The sequence below is a fragment of the Bradyrhizobium sp. CCBAU 45389 genome (genome assembly GCF_028128625.1).
Lineage (GTDB): Bacteria > Pseudomonadota > Alphaproteobacteria > Rhizobiales > Xanthobacteraceae > Bradyrhizobium > Bradyrhizobium liaoningense_B.
The window spans coordinates 104,289-124,752 of the sequence record NZ_LBIY01000097.1 but is presented as its reverse complement, the minus strand read 5'-3'; the positions used below and the strand labels follow the sequence as shown (position 1 = coordinate 124,752).

Genomic DNA, 20,464 nt, shown 5'->3' with positions numbered 1-20,464 from the left:
AGGTGAAGTCAGCAAGCGTCGTGCCAGCGCGAAAAGCTCAATGAAATCCGCATTTGCCGCGCTGCGCAGGTCGCGGGAACACCGGCAATTCATGCCGCCGACGGCAGAAATTTCCGCCCACAGGAAGCGCGCCCCTGCTGCATTGCCCGCCACGGAGGCCCATGTTAGGCGAGGCCCATTCGTCGTCCGGCCGCCACGGGAAACAGCGCCATGACCCAAGCTTTCGCCCCCCGCCCCCTGGCCATCGCGCCCTCGATCCTGGCCTCGGATTTCTCCAGGCTCGGCGAGGAGGTGCGCGCGGTGGACGCCGCCGGCGCCGACTGGATCCATCTCGACGTGATGGACGGGCATTTCGTTCCCAACATCTCGTACGGCCCCGACGTCATCAAGGCGATGCGCCCGCACACCAGGAAGATCTTCGACGCGCATCTGATGATCTCGCCCTGCGATCCCTATCTCGAGGCCTTCGCGAAGGCCGGCTGCGACCACATCACGGTGCATGCGGAGGCCGGTCCCCACCTGCACCGCTCGCTCCAGGCCATCCGCGCGCTCGGCAAGAAGGCCGGCGTCTCGCTCAACCCGGGCACGCCGATCAGCGCGCTCGAATACGTCCTCGACCTCGTCGACCTCGTGCTGGTGATGTCGGTCAATCCGGGCTTCGGCGGCCAGGCCTTCATCCCTTCCGCGATCGGCAAGATCCGCGACATCCGCGCGATGACGGCGGGCCGTCCGATCGACATCGAGGTCGACGGCGGCGTCGGCCCCGACGTCGCAGGCCCGCTGGCAGCCGCCGGCGCCAACGCCTTCGTCGCCGGCACCTCCGTGTTCAAGGGCGGCACGCAGGAGGCCTACAAGACCAACATCGCCGCGATCCGCAACGCGGCGCTCGGCGCACGCGGCGAGGCGATCTGACGGCCATCGCGGTCCGAACCGGCCGTGCGGCCGCCGCGACCAACGGGAATGGACGAAATCCGCGCCACTCCGTTTTCCGCAGGCCTGCGGCGCCTGCGCGCCGAGACCCTGCAGGACGGCGAGCAGGTGATCTGGCAGGGCCAGCCCGACGGCGTCGCCCGCATGATGATGTGGCGATTCCTCTGGTGGATCGGCTTCCCCTGGTTGCTGCTGACCATCGTCGCCATCAGGGCCGATTGGATCGACCAGGCGGCCCGACCTCTCGTGATGCTCGGGATTGCCATGGTTGCGGCCCCGCTGGTGATGCTGCTGCAAGACCTTCAGACGCTCTATCTGATCACCGATCGCCGCGCGCTGATCCTGCGCACGGCCTGGGGCCGACGGACGGTCAGCCAGACGCCGTTCGGGGCCATGGACGCCGTCTTCGAAGTCCTCGACATCGGCCGCAGTGCCGGCCACCTCAACTTCGCATCAGGGCGATCGACCCGTTCGCCCGATACCGACTACACCGGCCGTTATGGGTTTCGCTGTGTTCGCGACGCTCCGCGCCTGCGTGACATTCTCGAGGCTGCGCGCGCAGGCGGGCTACGGCGGTCGCACCCACAAAAGGCTGCGGCCCATACGAGCGCCGCGGCGCGCAATGCCTAAAATTGCAACTTCGACCCGTACTCATCCGGGCTTCACTGATTCGCGCAAATCACTGCAAGTGATTCCCGCCGGCTTTTGACGGGAGCACATCATGACGACGACCCTGGTTTGGACTGGCGTGGCGTTGTGGATTGGTTTCAGCGCGTTTGTCGTGTTCGGCCCCTCGGCCGGACCGGTCGAGGCCCCGGCACGTTCGGCCCGCAACATCCGCCGCGACCGCTATCGGGCCTGACGCCCATGCAGATCGCCCTCGTGAAGCGCCAGCCGAAACGCAGGTGCCGGATTCCGCGGCGTCCGCATCCGAACCTCGATTATTTCTTCGGTCGGTTCGAACGCACTGACGGCGCGCCGGACGACGATGCCCGGCTCGATTCGGACCTGGACCATCCGTCTCAGCGCCACCACTGACGATCTCCTTTTCGGAACGACCCCATGAAACCGCACTGCCCGAACTGCCTGAAGGAAATGACCAAGGCATCCGCGTCGCGTAACCTCTTCAATTGCGAGCCCTGCCGCGAGATCATCCAGTACTTTGGCGGCAGCGCGGATCACGGCGAGCCGGGGCCGCAATTCTCCTGGCCGATCCGCCGCAAGCGCTCCGGCCACACCGCCCACGCGGCGTGATCTTTCCTAGCCCCACACCACGCCGGCATCTGGCTTCGCCGCAGCCATCCGCGGCGGCCGCACCACGGTGACGGTGCAGGCCGCTTCCGCGGCCACCTTGGCCGAGACGCTGCCGAGCCAAGTACGCCTGAACGAATTTTGCCGCGCCCCGATGATGAGATGGTCGACCGAGTTCATCTCGGCGAATTCCAGCAGCGCCGTGGCGGAATCGACCGCCTCCAGCACATGAACCGACAGCCGGCTCTCGTCGAGCTTCAGCGGGGTGGCCCAATGCCGGAGCGCCACCAGGCGGTCGATGTGCTTGTTGGAGCCCTGCTCGTCCAGCGTCTTGTCGATGGCGATGCGGTTGAGCTTGAGCACATTGACGCAGGCAAGCCGCGCCGAAGGTAACGTCGCCAGAATGCGCTCGGTGGTGATGCGCAGCGCCTCGTTCAGCTCCGGCGCGCCTTCGGCGGTATCGAGCGCGACCGCAACGATCGGGCTCGACGCGATCTGAACTGCGACATCCGATTTCGCGCGCGGGGCCATGACGCCCTGGTTGAAGCGGCGGCGCCAGGCGACGCTGAGCGGATCGCGCTTCAGCCGCTCCGAGCGGGTCGTGAGCTTGACCTGGTCGGGATGAGCGAGATCGAAGGCAAGCTGGGACGCGGTCGGATAGCGCCACACCGGCTCGATCTCGAGGCAGCGCAGCACCACCTCCTGCAGCCAGGGCGGATAGTCGGCGCGAAGCGCGCGCGGCGGATACGGATCGCGCCAGAGTCTCCGCCGCATCGCGCGCAGCGTCTCGCCCTCGCCGAACGGACGCTCGCCGGTGGTGAAGAAGTAGAGCAGCACGCCGAGCGAAAACAGATCGCTGCGCGGATCGTCGCGCACGCCCAGCAGCCGTTCCGGCGCCATGTAGGGCGCGGTGCCGTAAGGCAGGCGGAACTCCTCCTGCAAGAGATCGGGCAGATGGTCATGGTGCGACAGGCCATAATCGATCAACACCGCCTCGCCGCTCTCGCGGAACATGATGCTGCTCGGCTTGATGTCGTGATGGATCACGTTCTGCCGGTGCAGGTCCGCGAGCGCGGTCGCGACCTTGGCGACGAGCTGCCGCGCCTCGTCATACGGCAGCGGCAGGTCGGGCAGCCGCTTGTAGAGCGTGGTCCCGGAGATGCGCTCGATCACGGCATAGGCCTGGTGCGCGAAATCGCCGGTGCCGAAGCACGTGGGCACGTGCGGCCCCGCAAGCCGCGGCAGGATCATCATCTCCATCTCGAAGGAGACGATCGCGGCGGGGTCCTCGCCCTCCGACACCCGCGGGATCTTCATCAGCAGCGGCACGTCGATGCCGGGATGGGTGACCGTCCACAGCGTCGCCATGCCGCCGGCATGAACGCATTCGCCGATGGTGTAGCCGTCGATCACCGCGCCTGATCTGACCAGGGGTTTCGGCATCGGCCTCTAGCGCCCCTGCGACAGGCGGTCGGCGAGCCAGTGCGGCAGGCCGTTCGCGCGGATCCGGCTCGCGGCCGTCTCGATATCATAGGGCGCGCGGCAATAGGTGATCAGGCACGACACCGTGTCGAACAGTACGAAGGCCGCGGAGGGATCGCCGTCGCGGGGCTGGCCGACCGAGCCGAGCACCGCAAGCCATTGCCGTCCGCGCAGCAGCGGCACCGGGACGTCGGTCTTGGGCACGAGGCTCGTCATCTTCGCCGTCACCGACATCGAATAAAGCGCCGGACGATGGATGTGGCCGCAGAAGGTGACATGGGCGGGTGTCGATATCAGGCTCCTGGCGGCATCCGCCGTCGAGCGGACGTAATGCCAGCGCTGCGGGCTGGAGGCCTCCGAATGCACGAACAGGCGGTCGCTATCCTCCACCACCATCGGCAGTTCGGCCAGGAATCGCCGCTGCGCGGCGTCGAGCCGGCCGCGAGTCCATTCGATCGCGATCTGCGCCTCGGCGTTCATGGTCTCGGCCGAGGAATTGACCGCCTGGTCGTGATTGCCGCGCACGGCGACGGCCCCCTGCGCCACCAGCTCCATCGCGGTATCCACCACCCATTCCGGATCGGCGCCATAGCCGACGAAGTCGCCGAGCAGGATGAACCGCTCCGCCCCCTTGGCACGGGCAACCTTCAGGCAGGCCTCGAACGCCTGCCGGTTACCGTGGATATCCGAGAAGACAGCGAGAAGCACGCACCCTCCACCCTCAAATTCTTATTGGAGGCCGATAAGGCCAAATTGAGGGAGGTCAAGAGGATGCGCCAGCGCTGCGCCGTTTACCAGTGCAGCGCTGCGGTGATGGTGAAAGGCCTATTGCTCGTCCTTCGGCGGCATCCGGGGCGGCGGAATCGGGGTGAACACCGCGCCTTGGGCACCAGCGGGCGGGGCATTGAATTCGCCGGTCGAGGAGTCGCCGCCGCTCGTCTCCAGGATCGTCTTCGGCGTCACATATTCCCGGACCATGTCGATCAGACTGCCGTCGCCGCCGCCGAAATCGGCCGCGCGTCCCCCTTGCGGATGTCCCAGCGCGATCTCGTTCTCCGCGGCATGGGTCTTGTCGGCCAGCCGGTCATTGTAGGGCACACGAAAGGCGCGCGGGATGCCGCTCGGGCGATTGTCCTCGTCCAGCGCCTCGACCCAGAGATAGATCGAGCCGGGATCGCCCTCCAGCGAATGCGGCTCGACGATGCGGGCCTTCAGCAGCTTGAAGGTCGCAGGCAGCCGGTCCGTGCTGGCCCAGCCGAGCAGGCCGCGCATCTCGGTGAAGCTGACGACATAGAAGGCGCTGGTCACAACCACCGCGACCGCCTTCAGCGACCAGTGCAGCCGCGCATAGACCAGCACGACCAGCAGCAACGCGCCGATGACGGCGTAGGCGACCGACAATGTGAGGATAACCGTCTGCAGGTTACTCACGGCGCACCCTCACAGCGTTCTTGCTCACACCGGTCTTCGGATCGACATCGGCGCCGTTGCGCCAGCTGCTGCGGAAGGTCTCCAGCAGCGATTTCGGCCGCTGATCGACATTGACGACCTTGCCTTCCGCATCGATGCGGAATCGCACCGCGGTCTTCTCGTCGCCGGTGTGGTCGAGCGTGAACTTGTTGTCGAAGATCACCTGCGCGGTCGGATTGAGCTTCTGCACCTTCACATTGGCCGTCACAGGCTCGCCGGTCGTGGCGACGAAATGCGAGACATTCACCGTGTATTCGCCGGCGAGAATGCCGCGCACCGTGACGATCTCCTCACGGATGGGGGAAGCGATCTTCTTGCCGGCGACGATGATGAAGTCGTTGGCCCCGCCGCGGTCGTCGCGGTCGAGCGTGAGGAAGCCGGCCTCGCGGTGCCGATACCAGGCGATGTTGCCGGCGGGATCCTGCACGAACAGGTCGAGATCGTCGGGGTGGTTGTCCGGCCAGTCAAGCGTGATGATGAACTCGGCCTTGGAGTCGATCTTGCCGTCCTTCGCATCGGGCGAGACCGCGAGCAGCGCGAGGAAGAACAGGAACGCGATCACCTGGAGTGCCTTGAACAGCATCACGCCCAGGGGATCGAACGGCTCCTCGCGTGGATAGAGACCGAAATCATCCATCATGACGGCGTTCCGGCGCCTTTAATTCCAGCGCCTTGGCGCTCCAGCACCGGCGTCACATAGGTCTCGGTCAGCACCACCGCATCCGAGAACACGCGCTGGGTCGCGGCATCCAGCATGTAGTACTGGATGCGGACCAGGATCGAGCCGACGAGGCCGGCCAGCGTCGTGTACATCGCGACCGCCATGCCGTCGCTCATCAGTCCCATCGAAGAGCGCATCGCGACCTTGTCGGCGGCATCCAGCCCCGCGATCGGCGCCAGCATGATGATGAAGCCGATGATGGTGCCGAGCAGGCCGAGCTTCATCAGCGTGTCCGAGACGAAGGCGCCGAACCCGTTGGAGCCGCGCAGTCGGTCAGCCAGCGTTCGCAGCAGCAGCGTCTGGTCCACCGGGCGGTAGTCCTGCGCCGCCGCCTTCGTCACCAGGCTCTCGATGTGATCGCGCACCAGCCCGCGCGGCAGCGACGTCCCGCGCGCATCGAGCACCTTGCCGCCGTCAGGCGCCGCGAGCGCCGCCCGGCAACGCCGCGCCGCCGCCCCCTCCCGCGCGATCGCCCGCGTGCGCAGGAAGCAATGGCCGCAAGTGATGATGTAGAGCACCGCGATGACGCTGGAAATGTAGGTGCGGTCCGAGGTCAGCATCAGGTGGATCAGGCCGAAGCGCCAGAGCAGCACGACGGCGAAGATCGACAGCCCGGTGAAGATCATCCAGAACAGCAGCGCGCTGCGCTCGGATGGATCGGCAGCCTGGCCCATGATCGGTCCAATCGTCATCGAACTCATGCTGCACCGCTCCTCGCCCGCAACGATGGGCCTATGAAGATTCCATCCCGATTAGATCAAAGCCGCCGCGCCCGGTCCAAAGACCCAAGCCCAATCCGGCTTGGGAAATTTGCCCGAGCTGCAATCCTGCCATACCCCGCAATTGGCAAGGCGCGGCGGCGTTGTTAGGCTGATCCTACCAAACGTCGGGGGTGATCGCATGCGCCTCGTGCTTCAGCTTGTTGCCCGCCTTCTGCTCATCGTGGCGCTGTGCCTCGGAGCCGCGGCCGTATGGGCCACGTTCGACGCCTATCGCAGCATTGACCGGGCGACCGCGGCCTCGGCGCAGCGGGTCGCGCAGGCGCTCCAGGCGCTGTACTGGCATGAATTGTTGCTGCGCAGCAGCAGAGCGCGCGAGCACCTGCTGCCGGTTCCGGAATGGCGCACGCTGGAGACGATGAAGCTGATCTCGCCCGGCGTCTGCGTCGAGTTCCAGCCGGCGACCGCATTCGAGAAGCCGCTCTGCGGCCAGAGCGAGGGTCTGGGCAAGACCCCGCCGCGCTGGTTCGCATCCATCGTACCGACCTTCCTCGGCAGCCATGCCGAGGTGGTGCGGCCGGTCAGTCCCCGCGCCGCTGCCGCCGGTACGGTGGTCGCGACACCTGATGCGACTGCTGCGATATCGCTCGCCTGGGAATACATCCTCAACGTCATCGACGTCGCGCTGCTGATGGCGGCGGCGATCGCCCTGCTCGCCTCGCTCGCCATCGCGCACGCACTGGCGCCGGCGCGCGCGATCGTCACCGCGCTCCAGCGCATGGCGCGCGGCCAATACCGCACCAAGCTGCCGCGGTTCCGCTCGATGGAGCTGGCAATGATCGGGGGCGCCGTCGGCGAGCTCGGCACCCGGCTGGAGGAAGCGACCGAACAGCGCGCGGCGCTGACGCGGCGCCTGATCGAAATCCGCGACGACGAACGCCGCGCGCTCGCCCGCGAGCTGCACGACGAGTTCGGGCAGAATCTCTCCGCCATCCTCGCCTTTGCCAACACCATCGAGACGGCGAGCGCGAAGCAGAACAAGGACGATGGCATCGCGCAAGACGCACGCATGATCTCGCAGGCCACGCATCATCTGATGGCCTCGCTGCGCGATGCCTTGAAGCGGCTGCGCAATCCGCTGCCGGAGGAGCTCGGGCTCGAGGCAAGCCTCGTCAATCTCGTCGACAGCTGGCGCTCGCACAGTACGGCGCGGCCGACGATCCAGCTCGACCTCAGGGGCGACCTCACCGACATCAGTGGCCCGGCCGCCACCACCGCCTATCGCGTCGCACAGGAATGCCTGACCAACGCGCTGCGTCACAGCGCGGCGCGCGAGATCTCGTTGCGCGTCGAGCGGCGCACGGGCGAGGACGATGCGCTCTTGATCCGTGTCGAGGACGACGGCGGCGGCGATGCGGAGCGGGTCGCGCAGTCGGCCGGCTTCGGCCTCACCGGCATCCGCGAGCGCGTCGCGGCGGCCGGCGGATCGCTGTCGATCCTGCCTGCAACCCGCGGCCTCAGCGTCGCCGCCACCATCCCGCTCGCCGCGTGAGGCCGACATGAACGAGGTCGCGGCAACAGGCATCTCCGTGCTGCTGGTCGACGACCACCCGATCGTCCGCCAGGGCTACCGGCGCGTGCTGGAAAGCCAGGGCGATCTCCACGTCGTTGCGGAGGCCGACAATGCCGCGGATGCCTACGGCGCGTTCAAGGCGCACGACCCCGACGTCGTCGTGCTTGACATCTCGATGCCCGGCGCCAGCGGGTTGGAGGCGATCCGCAACATCCGCGCCCGCAGCCCGCGGGCACGCATTCTCGTCTTCACCATGCACAACGAGGCCGTGCTGGTGAAAGCGGCCTTCGGCGCCGGCGCCTCCGGCTTCGTCACCAAGAGCAGCGAGCCGTCCGCGGTCGTGAACGCAATCCGCAGCGTCGCCCGCGGCGAGCGCGCCATGAGCGACGACATCGCGCACATCCTCGCCGAAGACAGCCTGTCGCCGACCGGTTCGGTGCTGGACCAGCTCGGCGAGCGCGAGATCGAGATCCTGCGCCAGTTCGCCGGCGGAGCTACCACCGAAGAGATCGCGACACATCTCAATCTCAGTGTGAAGACGGTGCAGAACTATCACTATCTGATCAAGACCAAGACCGGCGCGCGTACGGACGCGCAGCTGGTGCGGCTCGCCGCGACGTGCGGGCTGACGAAGATCTAGCAGCGGGGCTGCCGGATTCCTCGAGCGAGGTAGCGCTCGTGAATCTACTGAGGGGATGGAACAGAGGCCATCCAGCCCCGGTTAGGAGTGGAGTGGAGGAGGAATCGCCATGAGTAAGGCTCATCACAAGGCAATCGACCATCCCCCGATCATTACCGTAGGCGAGCTCATCGACGAACTTTGCCGCCTGCCCGATACGGCCGTCGTCCACTTCCGCTGCCCCATGCTCGAGCAGGAGCTGACATTCTACCGCCTTCGAAAGCGGTCAAAGGATGTCGTCGAAATCGCGGTCAACACATATCCGGAGAGTCCGCCGGTCGTCCCGTCGGCCAACGGCGGATTGCACCCGCGCAGACACGCGACCGCCTCGCCCTCCCTTGGGGAGAGCGCGCTTCTTCACAAGGCAAGAGGGTAAGTCAGGCGTCTAGGCCGCCTTCAAGCCGCGCAGCACCAGCGCGAGCGTCGCATCGACACGCGCCGGCAGATCGGCATCCTTCCACTCGTCGGCATGGGCCGGATGATGGAAGCGGCAGGTCGCATCGAAGATCGCGCGCGCGGTCGCCTTGACGTCGTCCACGGCGAACACGCCCTGGCTGACGCCATCGGTCAGGATCGCCGCGATCTGGTCGATCATGGTGTCCTTGTGGCACTTGACGGCCGCACAGGCCTCGCGCGCCAGCGTCAGATAGGTTTCGAACATCTCGGGATCGTCGAGCACGCGCGAACGTTTGGCTGCAAACAGCGTGCGCAGCCAGCGGTCGAGCCTGTCGGGCGCCGGGCCCTGCTCCTTGGTGATCGCCAGGAGCGGCGCGTCGATGCGGTCGAGCCAGCGTTTGGCAACGGCCTCGCGCAGCGAGGCCTTGCTCGGGAAATGGCGATAGACGCTGCCGTGGCTCACATCGAGCGCACGGGCAACGTCAACCACGGTGGCCTTGGCAAGTCCGTAGCGCCGAAGGACGTCCTCGGTGACTTCGAGGATCCGCTCCGGCGTCAGGATAACGGCTTCATTCATGCCAGCACCTTGTTCCCGTTCAGGGTTCACCCGGCGACGGCGCTGATTCCGAAGCGCCCCTTGCCGGTCGTTCGGAAAGCTCTCGCCTTAATGAGGCAGTTTTGCAGCCTGCGCCGCGATCTGGCGCGCCACCAGCAAATTGAGCCAATGCCCAATCGTGCCGGTGAAGTTGATGATTTCGGTCGTCATTGTCTTAAGTCTCCATTCGTCCGCGGTCCCCATCCCTTCATTACGTCCCTCGATCCGCTGGTATTTCGGACCTCGGGCTCCCTGGAAGGATGACCACGGGACGCCCAATCGGAGCGTCCGAGAACGGATATACACGTCTCGCTGACAGATTTCAATATCTGTCAGTCAATGATCCGTGATTGACAGTTAATATTTGCGGCCCGGCGCCGCCAGCCCCTGCTGGCCGGTCCGGTGGATAGCTCGGCGATCCCCCTCTCCCGGGGCCCAGAGCGTTTGTTTCGCCCTGCCCGCTCTGTTAAATCACGGCGTAAAAAGCATTTTGGCCGGCGCCGCCCCTTGTGGTCGCCCGCCCACCTTCCTGGAGCCGTCAGATGATCCCCCGCTATACCCGTCCCGAAATGGCCTCGATCTGGGAGCCCCAGACCCGGTTCAAGATCTGGTTCGAGATCGAGGCGCATGCGGCGGACGCCCTGGCCGAGCTCGGGACCATCCCCAAGGAGGCCGCCAAAACGGTCTGGGCCAAGGCCAAGGACGCCACCTTCGACGTCGCCCGCATCGACGAGATCGAGCGCGAGACCAAGCACGACGTCATCGCCTTCCTCACCCACCTCGCCGAGATCGTCGGCCCCGAGGCGCGCTTCGTGCACCAGGGCATGACCTCCTCCGACGTGCTCGACACCTGCCTCAACGTCCAGCTCACCCGCGCCGCCGACCTACTGCTCGCCGACCTCGACAAGGTGCTGGCTGCGCTGAAGAAGCGCGCCTTCGAGCACAAGATGACGCCGACCATCGGCCGCAGCCACGGCATCCATGCCGAGCCCGTCACCTTCGGCCTCAAGCTCGCCTACGCCTATGCGGAGTTTTCGCGCGCCAAGGAACGCCTGATCGCGGCGCGCAAGGAAGTCGCGACCTGCGCCATCTCCGGCGCCGTCGGCACCTTCGCGCAGATCGATCCGCGCGTCGAAGAGCACGTCGCCAAGGCGATGGGCCTCGTGCCGGAGCCGATCTCGACCCAGGTGATCCCGCGCGACCGCCACGCCATGTATTTCTCGACGCTCGGCGTGATCGCCTCCTCGATCGAGCGCATCGCGGTGGAGATCCGTCACATGCAGCGCACCGAGGTGCTCGAGGCCGAAGAGTTCTTCTCCGAAGGGCAGAAGGGTTCCTCCGCGATGCCGCACAAGCGCAACCCGGTTCTGTCGGAGAACCTCACCGGCCTCTCCCGCATGGTGCGCGCTTATGTGACGCCGGCGCTGGAGAACGTCGTGCTCTGGCACGAGCGTGACATCTCGCACTCCTCGGCCGAGCGCATGATGGGCCCGGACGCGACCGTCACGCTCGACTTCGCGCTGGTGCGCCTCGCTGGCCTGATCGACAAGCTCTTGGTCTATCCCGCCAACATGCAGAAGAACCTCGACCGCCTCGGCGGCCTCGTGCATTCGCAGCGCGTGCTGCTGGCGTTGACGCAAAAGGGCGCGAGCCGCGAGGACGCCTACAAGCTGGTGCAGCGCAACGCCATGCCGGTCTGGCGCGGCGAAGGCGACTTCCTCCAACTCCTGAAGAAGGACGCGGAGGTGAAGAAGTATCTCACCGACGCCGAGATCGAGGAGCAGTTCGACCTCGGCTACCACCTCAAGCACGTCGATACGATCTTCAAGCGCGTGTTCGGGGAGAGCTGAACTTCCCGTCGTTCCGGGACACGCGAAGCGTGAACCCGGAATCTCGCGCTACAATCTCGAGATCCCGGGTTCGATGCTCCGCATCGCCCCGGAATGACGACAAAGCCCACAAAAAACGGATCCCCCCATGCCCATCGTCAACCGCATCGCCGCCCTCTCCGACGAAATGGCCGCCTGGCGCCATGACTTCCACGAGAACCCGGAGCTGCTCTACGAAGTCCACCGCACCGCCGGCATCGTCGCCGACAAGCTCAAGGAGTTCGGTTGCGACGAGGTGGTGACGGGCATCGGCCGCACCGGCGTCGTCGGCGTGATCCGCGGCCGCAAGTCGGCCTCCGGCAAGACCATTGGCCTCCGCGCCGACATGGACGCGCTGCCGATCATGGAAACCTCGGGCGTGCCCTACGCATCAAGAGTGCCTGGCAAGATGCACGCCTGCGGCCATGACGGCCACACCGCCATGCTGCTCGGCGCCGCCAAATATCTCGCCGAGACGCGCAATTTCGACGGCACCGCGATCATGATCTTCCAGCCCGCCGAGGAAGGCGGCGGCGGCGGCAAGGCCATGGTCGAGGACGGCCTGATGACGCGCTGGAACATCCAGGAGGTCTACGGCATGCACAACATGCCGGGCCTGCCCGAAGGCCATTTCGCCACCACGCCCGGCGCGATGCTGGCCTCCTCCGACAACATCCAGATCACGGTCCACGGCAAGGGCGGCCACGCCGGCGCGGGTCCGCACAAATCGGTCGACAGCGTGCTGATCGGCTCGCAGATCGTCAATGCGCTGCAATCGATCGTTGCGCGCAACGTCGATCCGCTGAAGTCCGCGGTCATCTCGATCACCCAATTCCACTCCGGCACCGCCTTCAACATCATCCCTGAAGTCGCCGAGCTCGCCGGCACCGTGCGCACGCTCGATCCCGAGGTGCGCGATCTCGTCGAGCGCCGCATCGGCGAGGTCGCCGAGAGCGTCGCCCGCGCCTATGGCGGCTCGGCCGAGACGAAGTACACGCGGATGTATCCGGTGACGATGAACCATGCGCGCGAGGCCGGTCTTGCCGCCGACGTCGCCCGCGACATCGTCGGCACCGAGCGCGTCAACGACAAGTTCATCCCGATGATGGGCGCCGAGGACTTCTCCTTCATGCTGGAAGCGCGTCCCGGCGCGATGGTGCTGGTGGGCATGGGCGACGGCAACGAGTGCCACCACCCGGCCTATGTCTTCAACGACAACATCCTCGGCCACGGCGCCTCGTTCTGGGTGCGCATGATCGAGACGCGGATGCCGGCGTAGCTGACGCAGCATTCGCAAATCTGTAGCCCGGGTGAGCGAAGCGACACCCGGGACAACTCTCGACAAATTGCAATGCGGCCCCGGATGTCGCTGCGCTCATCCGGGCTACGATGCTAATTGCATATCTCGGTGGTGGCCGTGACCCCGTTATTGAGCTTCGTCGTTCCGAGACGGCACCCCTTTGCGACGGGCCGGCATCCCGCGCCGCCACAGACCATCTGTCCTGACGCTTGCGACTTCGGCGCTGCGGATTCGGCCTCTCTGCGATCCTGGTCTCTCTTTCGGGGCTCGCTACGAGCGGCAGGAGACGGCTTCCTCTCTGGAATCTTTTCGCATTCGTTGTCTTCGCTGACCTGATACCCGGCGCGGCACGTGATCTTCGTGCATTGATCGCCGTCGGCCCTAAAGCCGAAATTGCACACGAGCGGGCAGACCCGTCCGGGCTTCGCTTTCAGCCCGTTGAGTGCGTCGTAGCTCGCGAACTTCACATCGAACTGGGTACCGGCATATTTGTTGAAGAGCGCCAGCGAGCGCTGCGCCGCCGACGTCCACTCGCCCTCCGCAGCCGACGTGAGGCAGCCGACGCGGCGCAATTCGCTCTGAACGGACTTTGTCAAATCAGTTGCGGACAACGTCGATGTGGGCGCAGGCGAGAGTGCGGCGACTTTCTGGTTTTCGACTTCGGGCAACTGCCGGTCGGCCGCCGGCTTTGCAGCCTGCTCGGCCCTCTCCGCCGCCTGCTTTGCGGCAAGCTCGGCCTTGGCCTTCTCCGCCGCCTGCTTCTCGGCCAGCGCCTTCGCAGCCGCCGCTTCTGCCACCTTGCGCTCGCGTTCGGCCGCTTCAGCCTTCGCCTGCTCGATCTGCTTCTGTTTCTCCGCCGCGATGCGCACCTCTTCGGCCGCCTTGGCGGCAGCGGCCGCCTTCTCCTGCTCGGCCTTCTGGGCGCGCTCGGCAATCAGCCTCGCCTTTTCCTGCTCGGCCGCCTTGGCTTTTTGTTCGGCCGCCGAGCGCGTCTCTTCGGCAGCGATCTTGTTCAGCTGCCCCTTGGCGAGGTTGGCATAGAAGCCGTCGGGATACTGCGCCAGAAACGCTTCCCAGCCGTCGCGCGTCGCAAGCTGGAGCGCGAGCTCGTAGTCTCGCCTGAGTTCCGACTGCGGATTTGCCTGCGGACCCGTTGCGACCGGCCTGGCAGGAACCAGCGGCATGTCATCGCCGCCCAGCGAGCCGTACACGAAGGGTTCCTGCTTGTTCGCGGTGCTCCTCAGCACATCATCGCGGACGAACCCGAAGGCCTTGCGCAGGTCGAGCCCGGGTTTCGGCAAATGGTCGCTCAACGCCACCGCGAACGGGCTGTTGCGAAAATCGCCGTCGGACGCGGTCGAGCCGGCCTTGGCCGCGAACGCGATCATGGTGTTCGGGCTGGTCGGCTCGACCTTGGCGAGCCCGCGCCCGACCGCGCGCGAGGCCACGGTGCGCTTCATCGTCTTGGCGAAGGGATTGTCGCGGCAAGCGTCGAGGATGACGAGCCGAAGCTGCTTGGCGGGCTCGATGCTCACCAGCACGCGATCGATCGGCAACGCTTCGTCGTAAACGTCGGTGTCGGTCTCGAGCGCCGCATCGGTCGGGATCAGATAATTGGTGCCGTCCACTTCGAGACCGTGGCCTGCGTAGTAGATCACGGCGACATCCGCATCGCGCGTGCGCGCGCCGAACTCGCGCAGCGCCTTGCGCATTTCGGGCGCGCTCAGGTCCTGCCGGACGTCAACCGTGTCGAAGCCGGCTTTCCTCAACATGCCGCCGATCAAGCCGGCGTCGTTCGCCGGATTGGCAAGCTTCGGCACGCTCTTGTAAGCGGAATTGCCGATGACGAGCGCGACACGCTTGTCGGCAAGACAAGGGCTGCCGCCGAGGCAGATTCCAAGAACAAGAAACAGTGCTCTGAGCACAAAGGAGGAAGTCCGAACGGTATGCGTCATATCAGTTGCATATTTCGGTGGTCGGCGACGCACCGTACATGTTCTTCACCGTTCCGAGACGGCATCCCTTGCCAACCGGCCGGCAACCCGCGCTGTTGCAAATCATCTGTCCGGATGCTTGCGATTTCGGTGCGGCGGACTCCGCGTCTTTCCGCTCCTGGTCCCGCCGCCTCGGCTCTTCACGGGCCGCGGGCTTTCTCTCCGGAATCTTCTCGCACTCGTTGTCGTCGCCGACGCGATAGCCGGCGCGGCAGGTGATCTTCGCGCATTGATCGCCGTCGGCCTTGAAGCCGAAATTGCACACCAGCGGGCACACCCGTCCCGGCTTCGCCTTCAGCGCATCGAGCACATCGACGCTGGCGAGCTTCGCATCGAACTGGGTGCCGGCATATTTGTTGAAAAGCGTCAGCGAACGCTGCGCGGCCGAACTCCACTCGCCTTCCGCAGCCGACGTGAGGCAGCCGACACGGCGCAACTCGCTCTGCACGGATTTCGCGAGGTCAGCCGCGGATAATGGCGATGTCGGCCCGGGTGACAGCGCCGCGACTTTTTGCCCGGCCTCGGGCAACTGGCGATCCGCCGCCGGCTTTGCAGCCTGCTCGACCCTCTCGGCCGCCTGCTTGGCGGCGAGCTCGGCCCTGGCCTTCTCGGCCGCCTGCTTCTCGGCCAGCGCCTTTGCAGCCGCCGCTTCCGCCGCCTTGCGCTCGCGTTCGGCCGCTTCAGCCTTCGCCTGCTCGATCTGCTTCTGTTTCTCCGCCGCGATGCGCGCCTCTTCGGCCGCCTTGGCAGCCGCGGCCGCCTTCTCCTGCTCGGCCTTCTGGGCGCGCTCGGCAATGAGCCTTGCCTTTTCCTGCTCGGCCGCCCGGGCCTTCTGTTCGGCCGTAGCACGCGTCTCTTCCGCACCGATCTTGTTCAGCTGGCCCTTGGCGAGATTGGCATAGAAGCCGTCGGGATATTGCGCCAGAAACGCTTCCCAGCCGTCGCGCGTCGCAAGCTGGAGCGCGAGCTCGTAATCCCTGCGAATGGCTTCCTGCGGGTTTGCCTGGGGACCGGCCGGGGTTTGCTTCACGACCAGGGGCACGTCGTCGCCGCCGAGCGAGCCGTAGACATAGGGCTCCTGCTTGTAGCCGGTCGCCTTGAGCACGTCGTCGCGCACGAAGCCGAAGGCCTTGCGCAGATCGAGGCCGGGCTTCGGCAGGTACTCGACCAGCGCGGCGGCGAACGGACTGTTTCTGGCATCGCCGTCCGATGCGGTCGATCCCGCCTTGGCCGCGAACGCAATCATGGTGTTGGGGCTGGTCGGCTCCACCTTGGCGAGGCCGCGTCCGATCGCGCGCGAGGCCAGCGTGCGCTTCATCGTCTTCGCGAACGGGTTGTCGCGGCAGGCGTCCAGGATGATCAGGCGCAGCTGCTTGGCCGGCTCGACCGCGAACAGCGCACGCTCGACCGGAATGGTCTCGTCGAGAACGTCGCCGTCCGTCTCCAGCGAGGCGTCGATCGGAATGAGATAGTTGTTGCCGTCGAGCTCGATGCCGTGGCCAGCGTAATAGATCACCGCCATCTCCGCATCGCGCGACCTGCCGGCAAACTCACGCAACATGCGCCGCATCTCGCTGGCGCTGAGATCCAGCCTGACATCGACGGAATCAAAGCCGGCTTTCTTGAACATGCCGCCGACCAGCGTGGCATCGTTCACGGGATTGCCGAGCTTGGGCGCACTCTTGTAGGCGGAATTGCCGATGATGAGCGCGACCCGCCGGTCGGCATGCGCCGATCCGCAGGCAAGGCCCATCGCAACAATCACCAAAGCAAATAGCCGAAACGGAATCACTTGCGTCCCCCCGGATGCAATTCCATGAGACTATTCGGAGCATGGCAGAATGCCAATTCCTCCCTATGTGATCATGGTCACACAAACTGTCCGGACAACTTATTGATCGTGCGGCGAAGCGCCGCTCTCCAGTCCGGCCAGGCCGAGCCCTGATGCCGCCGCACCTCCTGCGGTTGCACGGCGGCCCGGATGACGAAAGGCGCGTGCTGCGCAGCCCCCGTCAGCGGGCCACAGAGCGCAGGCCCGTTGGCTCGTCCGCCTCCAACAGGCGCGATGTGGCCTCGTCTGAGGCGAGAGGCAGGGTGAACTGAAAGACGGCGCCCCGAGGCTCGTTTGCGCCGGCCCACATCCGTCCGCCATGCGCCTCGATGATCGAGTGGCAGATGGCTAGGCCCATCCCCATGCCTGTCGGCTTGGTGGTGTAGAAGGCCTCGAACAGGCAGTCGACATTCTTCGGGTCCAGTCCCGGACCGGAATCCCGCAAGGTGACGTGCACACCGTTCGAGACGTCCCGATCGGTGCTGATCAGCAGCTCGCGTTCGTGCTCGCCAACCGCGGCCATCGCCTCGATCGCGTTGACGATCAGGTTGAGCAGCACTTGCTGAAGCTGAACCCGATCTGCCGGAATGGTCGGCAGGCCGTCGGCAAGTTGCGTTCGTACCGAGACGCCGTTCTTGAACGCTTCGCTGCGGGTCAGCGCGATGACATCGAGCACCGCCTGGTTGATCTCCATATCCTCCTTTTGCGGCGCCGCCTTCCTTATCAGCGCCCGGATCCGGCCGATGATGTCGCCAGCTCGCATGCCATCGCTGGTGATCCAGTCGAATGTCTGTCGAACCCGCTCCAGATTTGGCGGTTGAGCCTCCAGCCAGTTCAACCCGGCCTCGGCGTTCGCCACGATCGCGGCGATCGGCTGGTTGACCTCGTGGGCGATCGAAGCCGTGAGCTGCCCCATCGTGGTGACGCGATTTGCGTGCGCGAGCTCCATGAGGGCTTCGCGGTAGAGCCGCTCATGCTCGCGAGCTTCGGCCTCTGCCCGCTTGAGAGGCGTCAGATCGAGGACAAAGCCGACCCCTTGATCTGCACCTGATGCAAACATCGTCCCGCCAATCAGCACGGAGACACGGCTTCCATCCTTCCGCACATATTCCTTCTCGAACGGCTGGGCCGTCCCGATCCGCTTTAACTCCGCCACGGTCTTCACGTCGCGGTCGCGCCATTCCGGCGGCGTGAGGTCGTATCGATGCAGGCGCCCTGAGGCGAGATCGTCCCGGTCGTATCCGACGATGCGCAGGAACGCGTCATTGGCCTCGAGAATGCGCCCCTCGACTTCCCAGATGATGATACCGATGATGTTGGCGTCGAACAGGCGCCGGATCTTGATATCTCGCGCCGCAAGATCGCTCTGCAGTTGAATGTTCTCCTCGGTCGCCTGTCTCCGCCGTTTCGCTTCGAGCCGCGCGAGCGCCAGCGCCGCTCCCGCCAGCGCGACGATGAGGACAACGGCGCCGGCAATCAGCCAGGTCCAGCGCTGCTCGAATGCTTCGGCATGGGTCTCCCGGTCGGCGAGCCGAAAGCGCTCGTGATCCACCATCTGATCGATTTGCGAGCGGATCTCATCCATGCTGCGGATCATCGCCAGCGCCGCCTGCCCGGACGTGCCGGCGGACTTCACCATCTCGTCGATCTCGCGCAGCTTTGCCGAAACGGTCAGCGCCAGATGTTGCGCGCGCAGACTCTGCAACGGATCGTCCGCGACCAGCACCAGCAGCGCCTGCGCCTCGCGGCGCACACCTTCGTCGGAGACGCCGTAGGCTTTGAGATAGGTGGGGTCGAGGGTCATTAGATACCCGCGCCGCTCGGTCTCCAGCTCGGCGGTGATCGCACGCAACCGATCGAGCGTTTCGAGCACCTGGCGGCTATGCCCAAGCAGGTCATGGGCCGCCTGCCGCTCCTGCCGATATTGCAGGCCGAGAAACCCGGTCGCAGCGAAAAGCGTCAGAAGCGCCACGACCGCCACGACCAGCGGACGAGCCAGCCATCGCAAAGACGGGACCAGAGCAGGGACTGACATCGGCCTTGGATCTTCGATGCTCGTGTGACAGCGCGTCTTCTGGTGTCGACGCCAGAGCATGATAGAATAATAGCATGGTTAGGGCGAGAACCCGACATTCTCGCCCGGAAGGTTAGACCGGTTTGGCCGTCAGTCGTCGCGCGAGGGCCGCACATCACCGGTATGGCTCGTGTTGCGAATGATTGCCGTCGCAGGGAGAGCCAACATGACGCATGCACAGAGCGGTCGAAGTCCGACCAGCCGTCGCAGCTTCGTCAGCGGACTGGGGGCGGCGGGCGCAGTCTTGCCGGCGCTGGCCGCGCTGCCACGCTGGAGCTTCGCCGAGGATCGCGCTGCGACATACGCCAGCGCGAACATCGATTGGAAGCAGTTTGCGGGACAGACGATCTCTCTTTCGGGCGCGATCCATCCCTGGTCGAATGCGATCACGCCGCTGCTGCCGGAGTTCACCCGGCTCACCGGCATCAACGTCACCATCGATTTCCAGCTCGAAACCACATATCTCGGCGCCTTGCCGATCAGGCTCGCCCGCGGCAGCACGACGCCCGACGTCTTCATGTTCACGACCTATGGTCAGGGCATCTCGGGAGGATGGCTCGAGCCGCTGAACGGCTATTATTCCAACAGGTCGCTGACCGATCTCGGCTGGTATGACGAGAGCGACCTGCTCAAAACGGCTCGGGCCTTCCCGCTGTGGTCCGACGGCGAACGGTACGCCATACCGATCACCTCCGAAGCGATGACCATGTTCATCAACGGGGACGCGCTGGCAGCCAAGAACCTGCCGGTTCCGCAGACGTTCGAAGAGCTGCTCGTGACCGCCAAGGCGCTCAAGTCCGGCGAGATGTCGGGGATCGCGATGCGGGCCCAGGCCGGCGGCAATTCCTCCCCGCCGGCGATGGGCTTTGTGTTCTCTTACGGCGGCGCCATGGTCAAGGACAACAAGGCCGTTTTCGCAAGCCCCGAAGCCATCGCGGCCGTCGAGATGTACGGACGCCTGCTCAGCCAGGCCGGGCCTGGCGGCGTCGGCAGCTATGAATGGTACCACGTGCTGGACGACTTCCTGCAGGGACGCACTGCAGTCGCGATCGACAGCAGCAATTTCGCGACCGACATCTCCAATCCGGCCAGGAGTCGCGTCGCGAAGCAGGCCGAATTTGCGGTCTTTCCGCATGTCCCTGGTCGCGCCCCCGTGCCCTTCATGTCGCACTGGCAGGCCTGCATCAATTCAAAATCACGAAACAAGCGGGCAGCTTTCCTGTTCCTGCTCTGGGCGACAAGCAAGCCGACATCGCTGCAGACTGCCGCAGCAGGGCTGGCGACGACACGCGTGTCGGCGTGGTCCAGCGAGGGCTTCAAGAAGGCATTCGGCTCGCAAGCCGCCGAGGCCGCGCTGACCAATTTGCAAAATGCCGATGTCGACCGCGCCAAGGCGATTCTCTTCCATCCGCAATCGAGGCCGATCCTGGATGCGTTCATGATCGGCGTCAATGAAGTGGTCAACGGCCAGAAACCGGCAAAGGATGCCATGACTGGTGCAGCCGCGCAGGCCAATGCGGCGATCCGCGGGTAGCGGCGAAGCGTCACCCAATCGGAAGAGGTGGTCGGCGGACAAGTCGC

Annotated in this window: 20 protein-coding genes; 11 read left to right on the top strand and 9 right to left on the bottom strand. The window is 65.5% G+C overall.

Going from position 1 to position 20,464, the window contains the following annotated elements; translation table 11 throughout:
* The first annotated feature begins 210 nt into the window (after positions 1-210).
* The 5 genes from rpe (at position 211) to XH79_RS33395 (ending at position 2,184) form a co-directional block, all read left to right on the top strand.
* Positions 211-912: a ribulose-phosphate 3-epimerase gene (rpe, locus tag XH79_RS33415; RefSeq protein WP_271584438.1), complete on the top strand. Its 702-nt coding sequence runs from the start codon at positions 211-213 to the stop codon at positions 910-912.
* A 48-nt stretch (positions 913-960) separates the two neighbouring features.
* The gene (locus tag XH79_RS33410) at positions 961-1,560 is read left to right on the top strand and encodes a hypothetical protein (protein ID WP_271584437.1); all 600 of its coding nucleotides are present in this window, start codon (positions 961-963) and stop codon (positions 1,558-1,560) included.
* 91 nt (positions 1,561-1,651) lie between these two features.
* Positions 1,652-1,792 (top strand): hypothetical protein, encoded by a 141-nt coding sequence (locus tag XH79_RS33405; RefSeq protein ID WP_212343183.1) that lies wholly within the window; start codon positions 1,652-1,654, stop codon positions 1,790-1,792.
* 5 nt (positions 1,793-1,797) lie between these two features.
* Positions 1,798-1,968 carry a hypothetical protein gene (locus tag XH79_RS33400; protein WP_212343182.1) on the top strand — a complete coding sequence of 57 codons (171 nt, stop codon included), beginning with the start codon at positions 1,798-1,800 and terminating at the stop codon, positions 1,966-1,968.
* A gap of 24 nt (positions 1,969-1,992) precedes the next feature.
* On the top strand, positions 1,993-2,184 hold the full coding sequence (locus XH79_RS33395; protein WP_183240773.1) for a hypothetical protein: 192 nt from the start codon (positions 1,993-1,995) through the stop codon (positions 2,182-2,184).
* A 6-nt stretch (positions 2,185-2,190) separates the two neighbouring features.
* Here the strand turns inward: XH79_RS33395 and XH79_RS33390 are convergent, their stop codons facing one another.
* From XH79_RS33390 to XH79_RS33370, 5 genes are all read right to left on the bottom strand, one after another.
* On the bottom strand, positions 2,191-3,624 hold the full coding sequence (locus XH79_RS33390; RefSeq protein ID WP_271584436.1) for a bifunctional serine/threonine-protein kinase/universal stress protein: 1,434 nt from the start codon (positions 3,622-3,624) through the stop codon (positions 2,191-2,193).
* Positions 3,625-3,630: 6 nt separating this feature from the next.
* Complete coding sequence (locus XH79_RS33385) at positions 3,631-4,371, bottom strand: metallophosphoesterase family protein (protein WP_271584435.1); 741 nt, start codon at positions 4,369-4,371, stop codon at positions 3,631-3,633.
* Positions 4,372-4,488: 117 nt separating this feature from the next.
* Positions 4,489-5,094, bottom strand: a complete 606-nt coding sequence (locus tag XH79_RS33380; RefSeq protein WP_271584434.1) for a hypothetical protein — start codon at positions 5,092-5,094, stop codon at positions 4,489-4,491.
* Positions 5,087-5,773 carry a hypothetical protein gene (locus XH79_RS33375; RefSeq protein WP_271584433.1) on the bottom strand — a complete coding sequence of 229 codons (687 nt, stop codon included), beginning with the start codon at positions 5,771-5,773 and terminating at the stop codon, positions 5,087-5,089. Before XH79_RS33375 ends, XH79_RS33380 begins: the two co-directional genes overlap by 8 nt.
* A complete protein-coding gene (locus XH79_RS33370) occupies positions 5,770-6,555 on the bottom strand; it encodes a MotA/TolQ/ExbB proton channel family protein (protein ID WP_212343169.1) in 786 nt (261 codons plus the stop codon). The genes XH79_RS33375 and XH79_RS33370 overlap by 4 nt, the downstream gene beginning before the upstream one ends.
* A 199-nt stretch (positions 6,556-6,754) precedes the next feature.
* On the opposite strand from XH79_RS33370, the gene XH79_RS33365 reads away from it, so the two are divergent.
* From XH79_RS33365 to XH79_RS33355, 3 genes are all read left to right on the top strand, one after another.
* On the top strand, positions 6,755-8,125 hold the full coding sequence (locus XH79_RS33365; protein ID WP_271584432.1) for a sensor histidine kinase: 1,371 nt from the start codon (positions 6,755-6,757) through the stop codon (positions 8,123-8,125).
* Positions 8,126-8,132: 7 nt separating this feature from the next.
* The gene (locus XH79_RS33360) at positions 8,133-8,786 is read left to right on the top strand and encodes a response regulator (protein ID WP_271584431.1); all 654 of its coding nucleotides are present in this window, start codon (positions 8,133-8,135) and stop codon (positions 8,784-8,786) included.
* Between the two features lie 109 nt (positions 8,787-8,895).
* Positions 8,896-9,201 (top strand): hypothetical protein, encoded by a 306-nt coding sequence (locus tag XH79_RS33355; protein ID WP_212343166.1) that lies wholly within the window; start codon positions 8,896-8,898, stop codon positions 9,199-9,201.
* Between the two features lie 9 nt (positions 9,202-9,210).
* Here the strand turns inward: XH79_RS33355 and XH79_RS33350 are convergent, their stop codons facing one another.
* Positions 9,211-9,798: a TetR family transcriptional regulator gene (locus XH79_RS33350; RefSeq protein ID WP_271584430.1), complete on the bottom strand. Its 588-nt coding sequence runs from the start codon at positions 9,796-9,798 to the stop codon at positions 9,211-9,213.
* Positions 9,799-10,358: 560 nt separating this feature from the next.
* Between XH79_RS33350 and purB the strand changes: the two genes are divergently transcribed.
* Positions 10,359-11,666, top strand: coding sequence for an adenylosuccinate lyase (gene purB, locus XH79_RS33345; protein ID WP_271584429.1), 1,308 nt, complete (start codon positions 10,359-10,361; stop codon positions 11,664-11,666).
* A 127-nt stretch (positions 11,667-11,793) separates the two neighbouring features.
* Positions 11,794-12,963 carry a M20 aminoacylase family protein gene (locus tag XH79_RS33340; protein ID WP_271584428.1) on the top strand — a complete coding sequence of 390 codons (1,170 nt, stop codon included), beginning with the start codon at positions 11,794-11,796 and terminating at the stop codon, positions 12,961-12,963.
* Positions 12,964-13,076: 113 nt separating this feature from the next.
* On the opposite strand, the gene XH79_RS33335 is transcribed toward XH79_RS33340, so the two are convergent.
* The 3 genes from XH79_RS33335 to XH79_RS33325 all read right to left on the bottom strand — a co-directional run bounded on the left by XH79_RS33335 (position 13,077) and on the right by XH79_RS33325 (position 18,844).
* On the bottom strand, positions 13,077-14,939 hold the full coding sequence (locus XH79_RS33335; RefSeq protein WP_271584427.1) for a caspase family protein: 1,863 nt from the start codon (positions 14,937-14,939) through the stop codon (positions 13,077-13,079).
* Position 14,940: 1 nt separating this feature from the next.
* Positions 14,941-16,731, bottom strand: coding sequence for a caspase family protein (locus XH79_RS33330; protein ID WP_271584426.1), 1,791 nt, complete (start codon positions 16,729-16,731; stop codon positions 14,941-14,943).
* Between the two features lie 259 nt (positions 16,732-16,990).
* Positions 16,991-18,844: an ATP-binding protein gene (locus XH79_RS33325; RefSeq protein ID WP_442869991.1), complete on the bottom strand. Its 1,854-nt coding sequence runs from the start codon at positions 18,842-18,844 to the stop codon at positions 16,991-16,993.
* Positions 18,845-19,049: 205 nt separating this feature from the next.
* Here XH79_RS33325 and XH79_RS33315 point away from each other — a divergent pair, with 205 nt between their 5' ends.
* Positions 19,050-20,417, top strand: coding sequence for an ABC transporter substrate-binding protein (locus tag XH79_RS33315; RefSeq protein ID WP_212343156.1), 1,368 nt, complete (start codon positions 19,050-19,052; stop codon positions 20,415-20,417).
* The last annotated feature ends 47 nt before the right edge of the window (positions 20,418-20,464 follow it).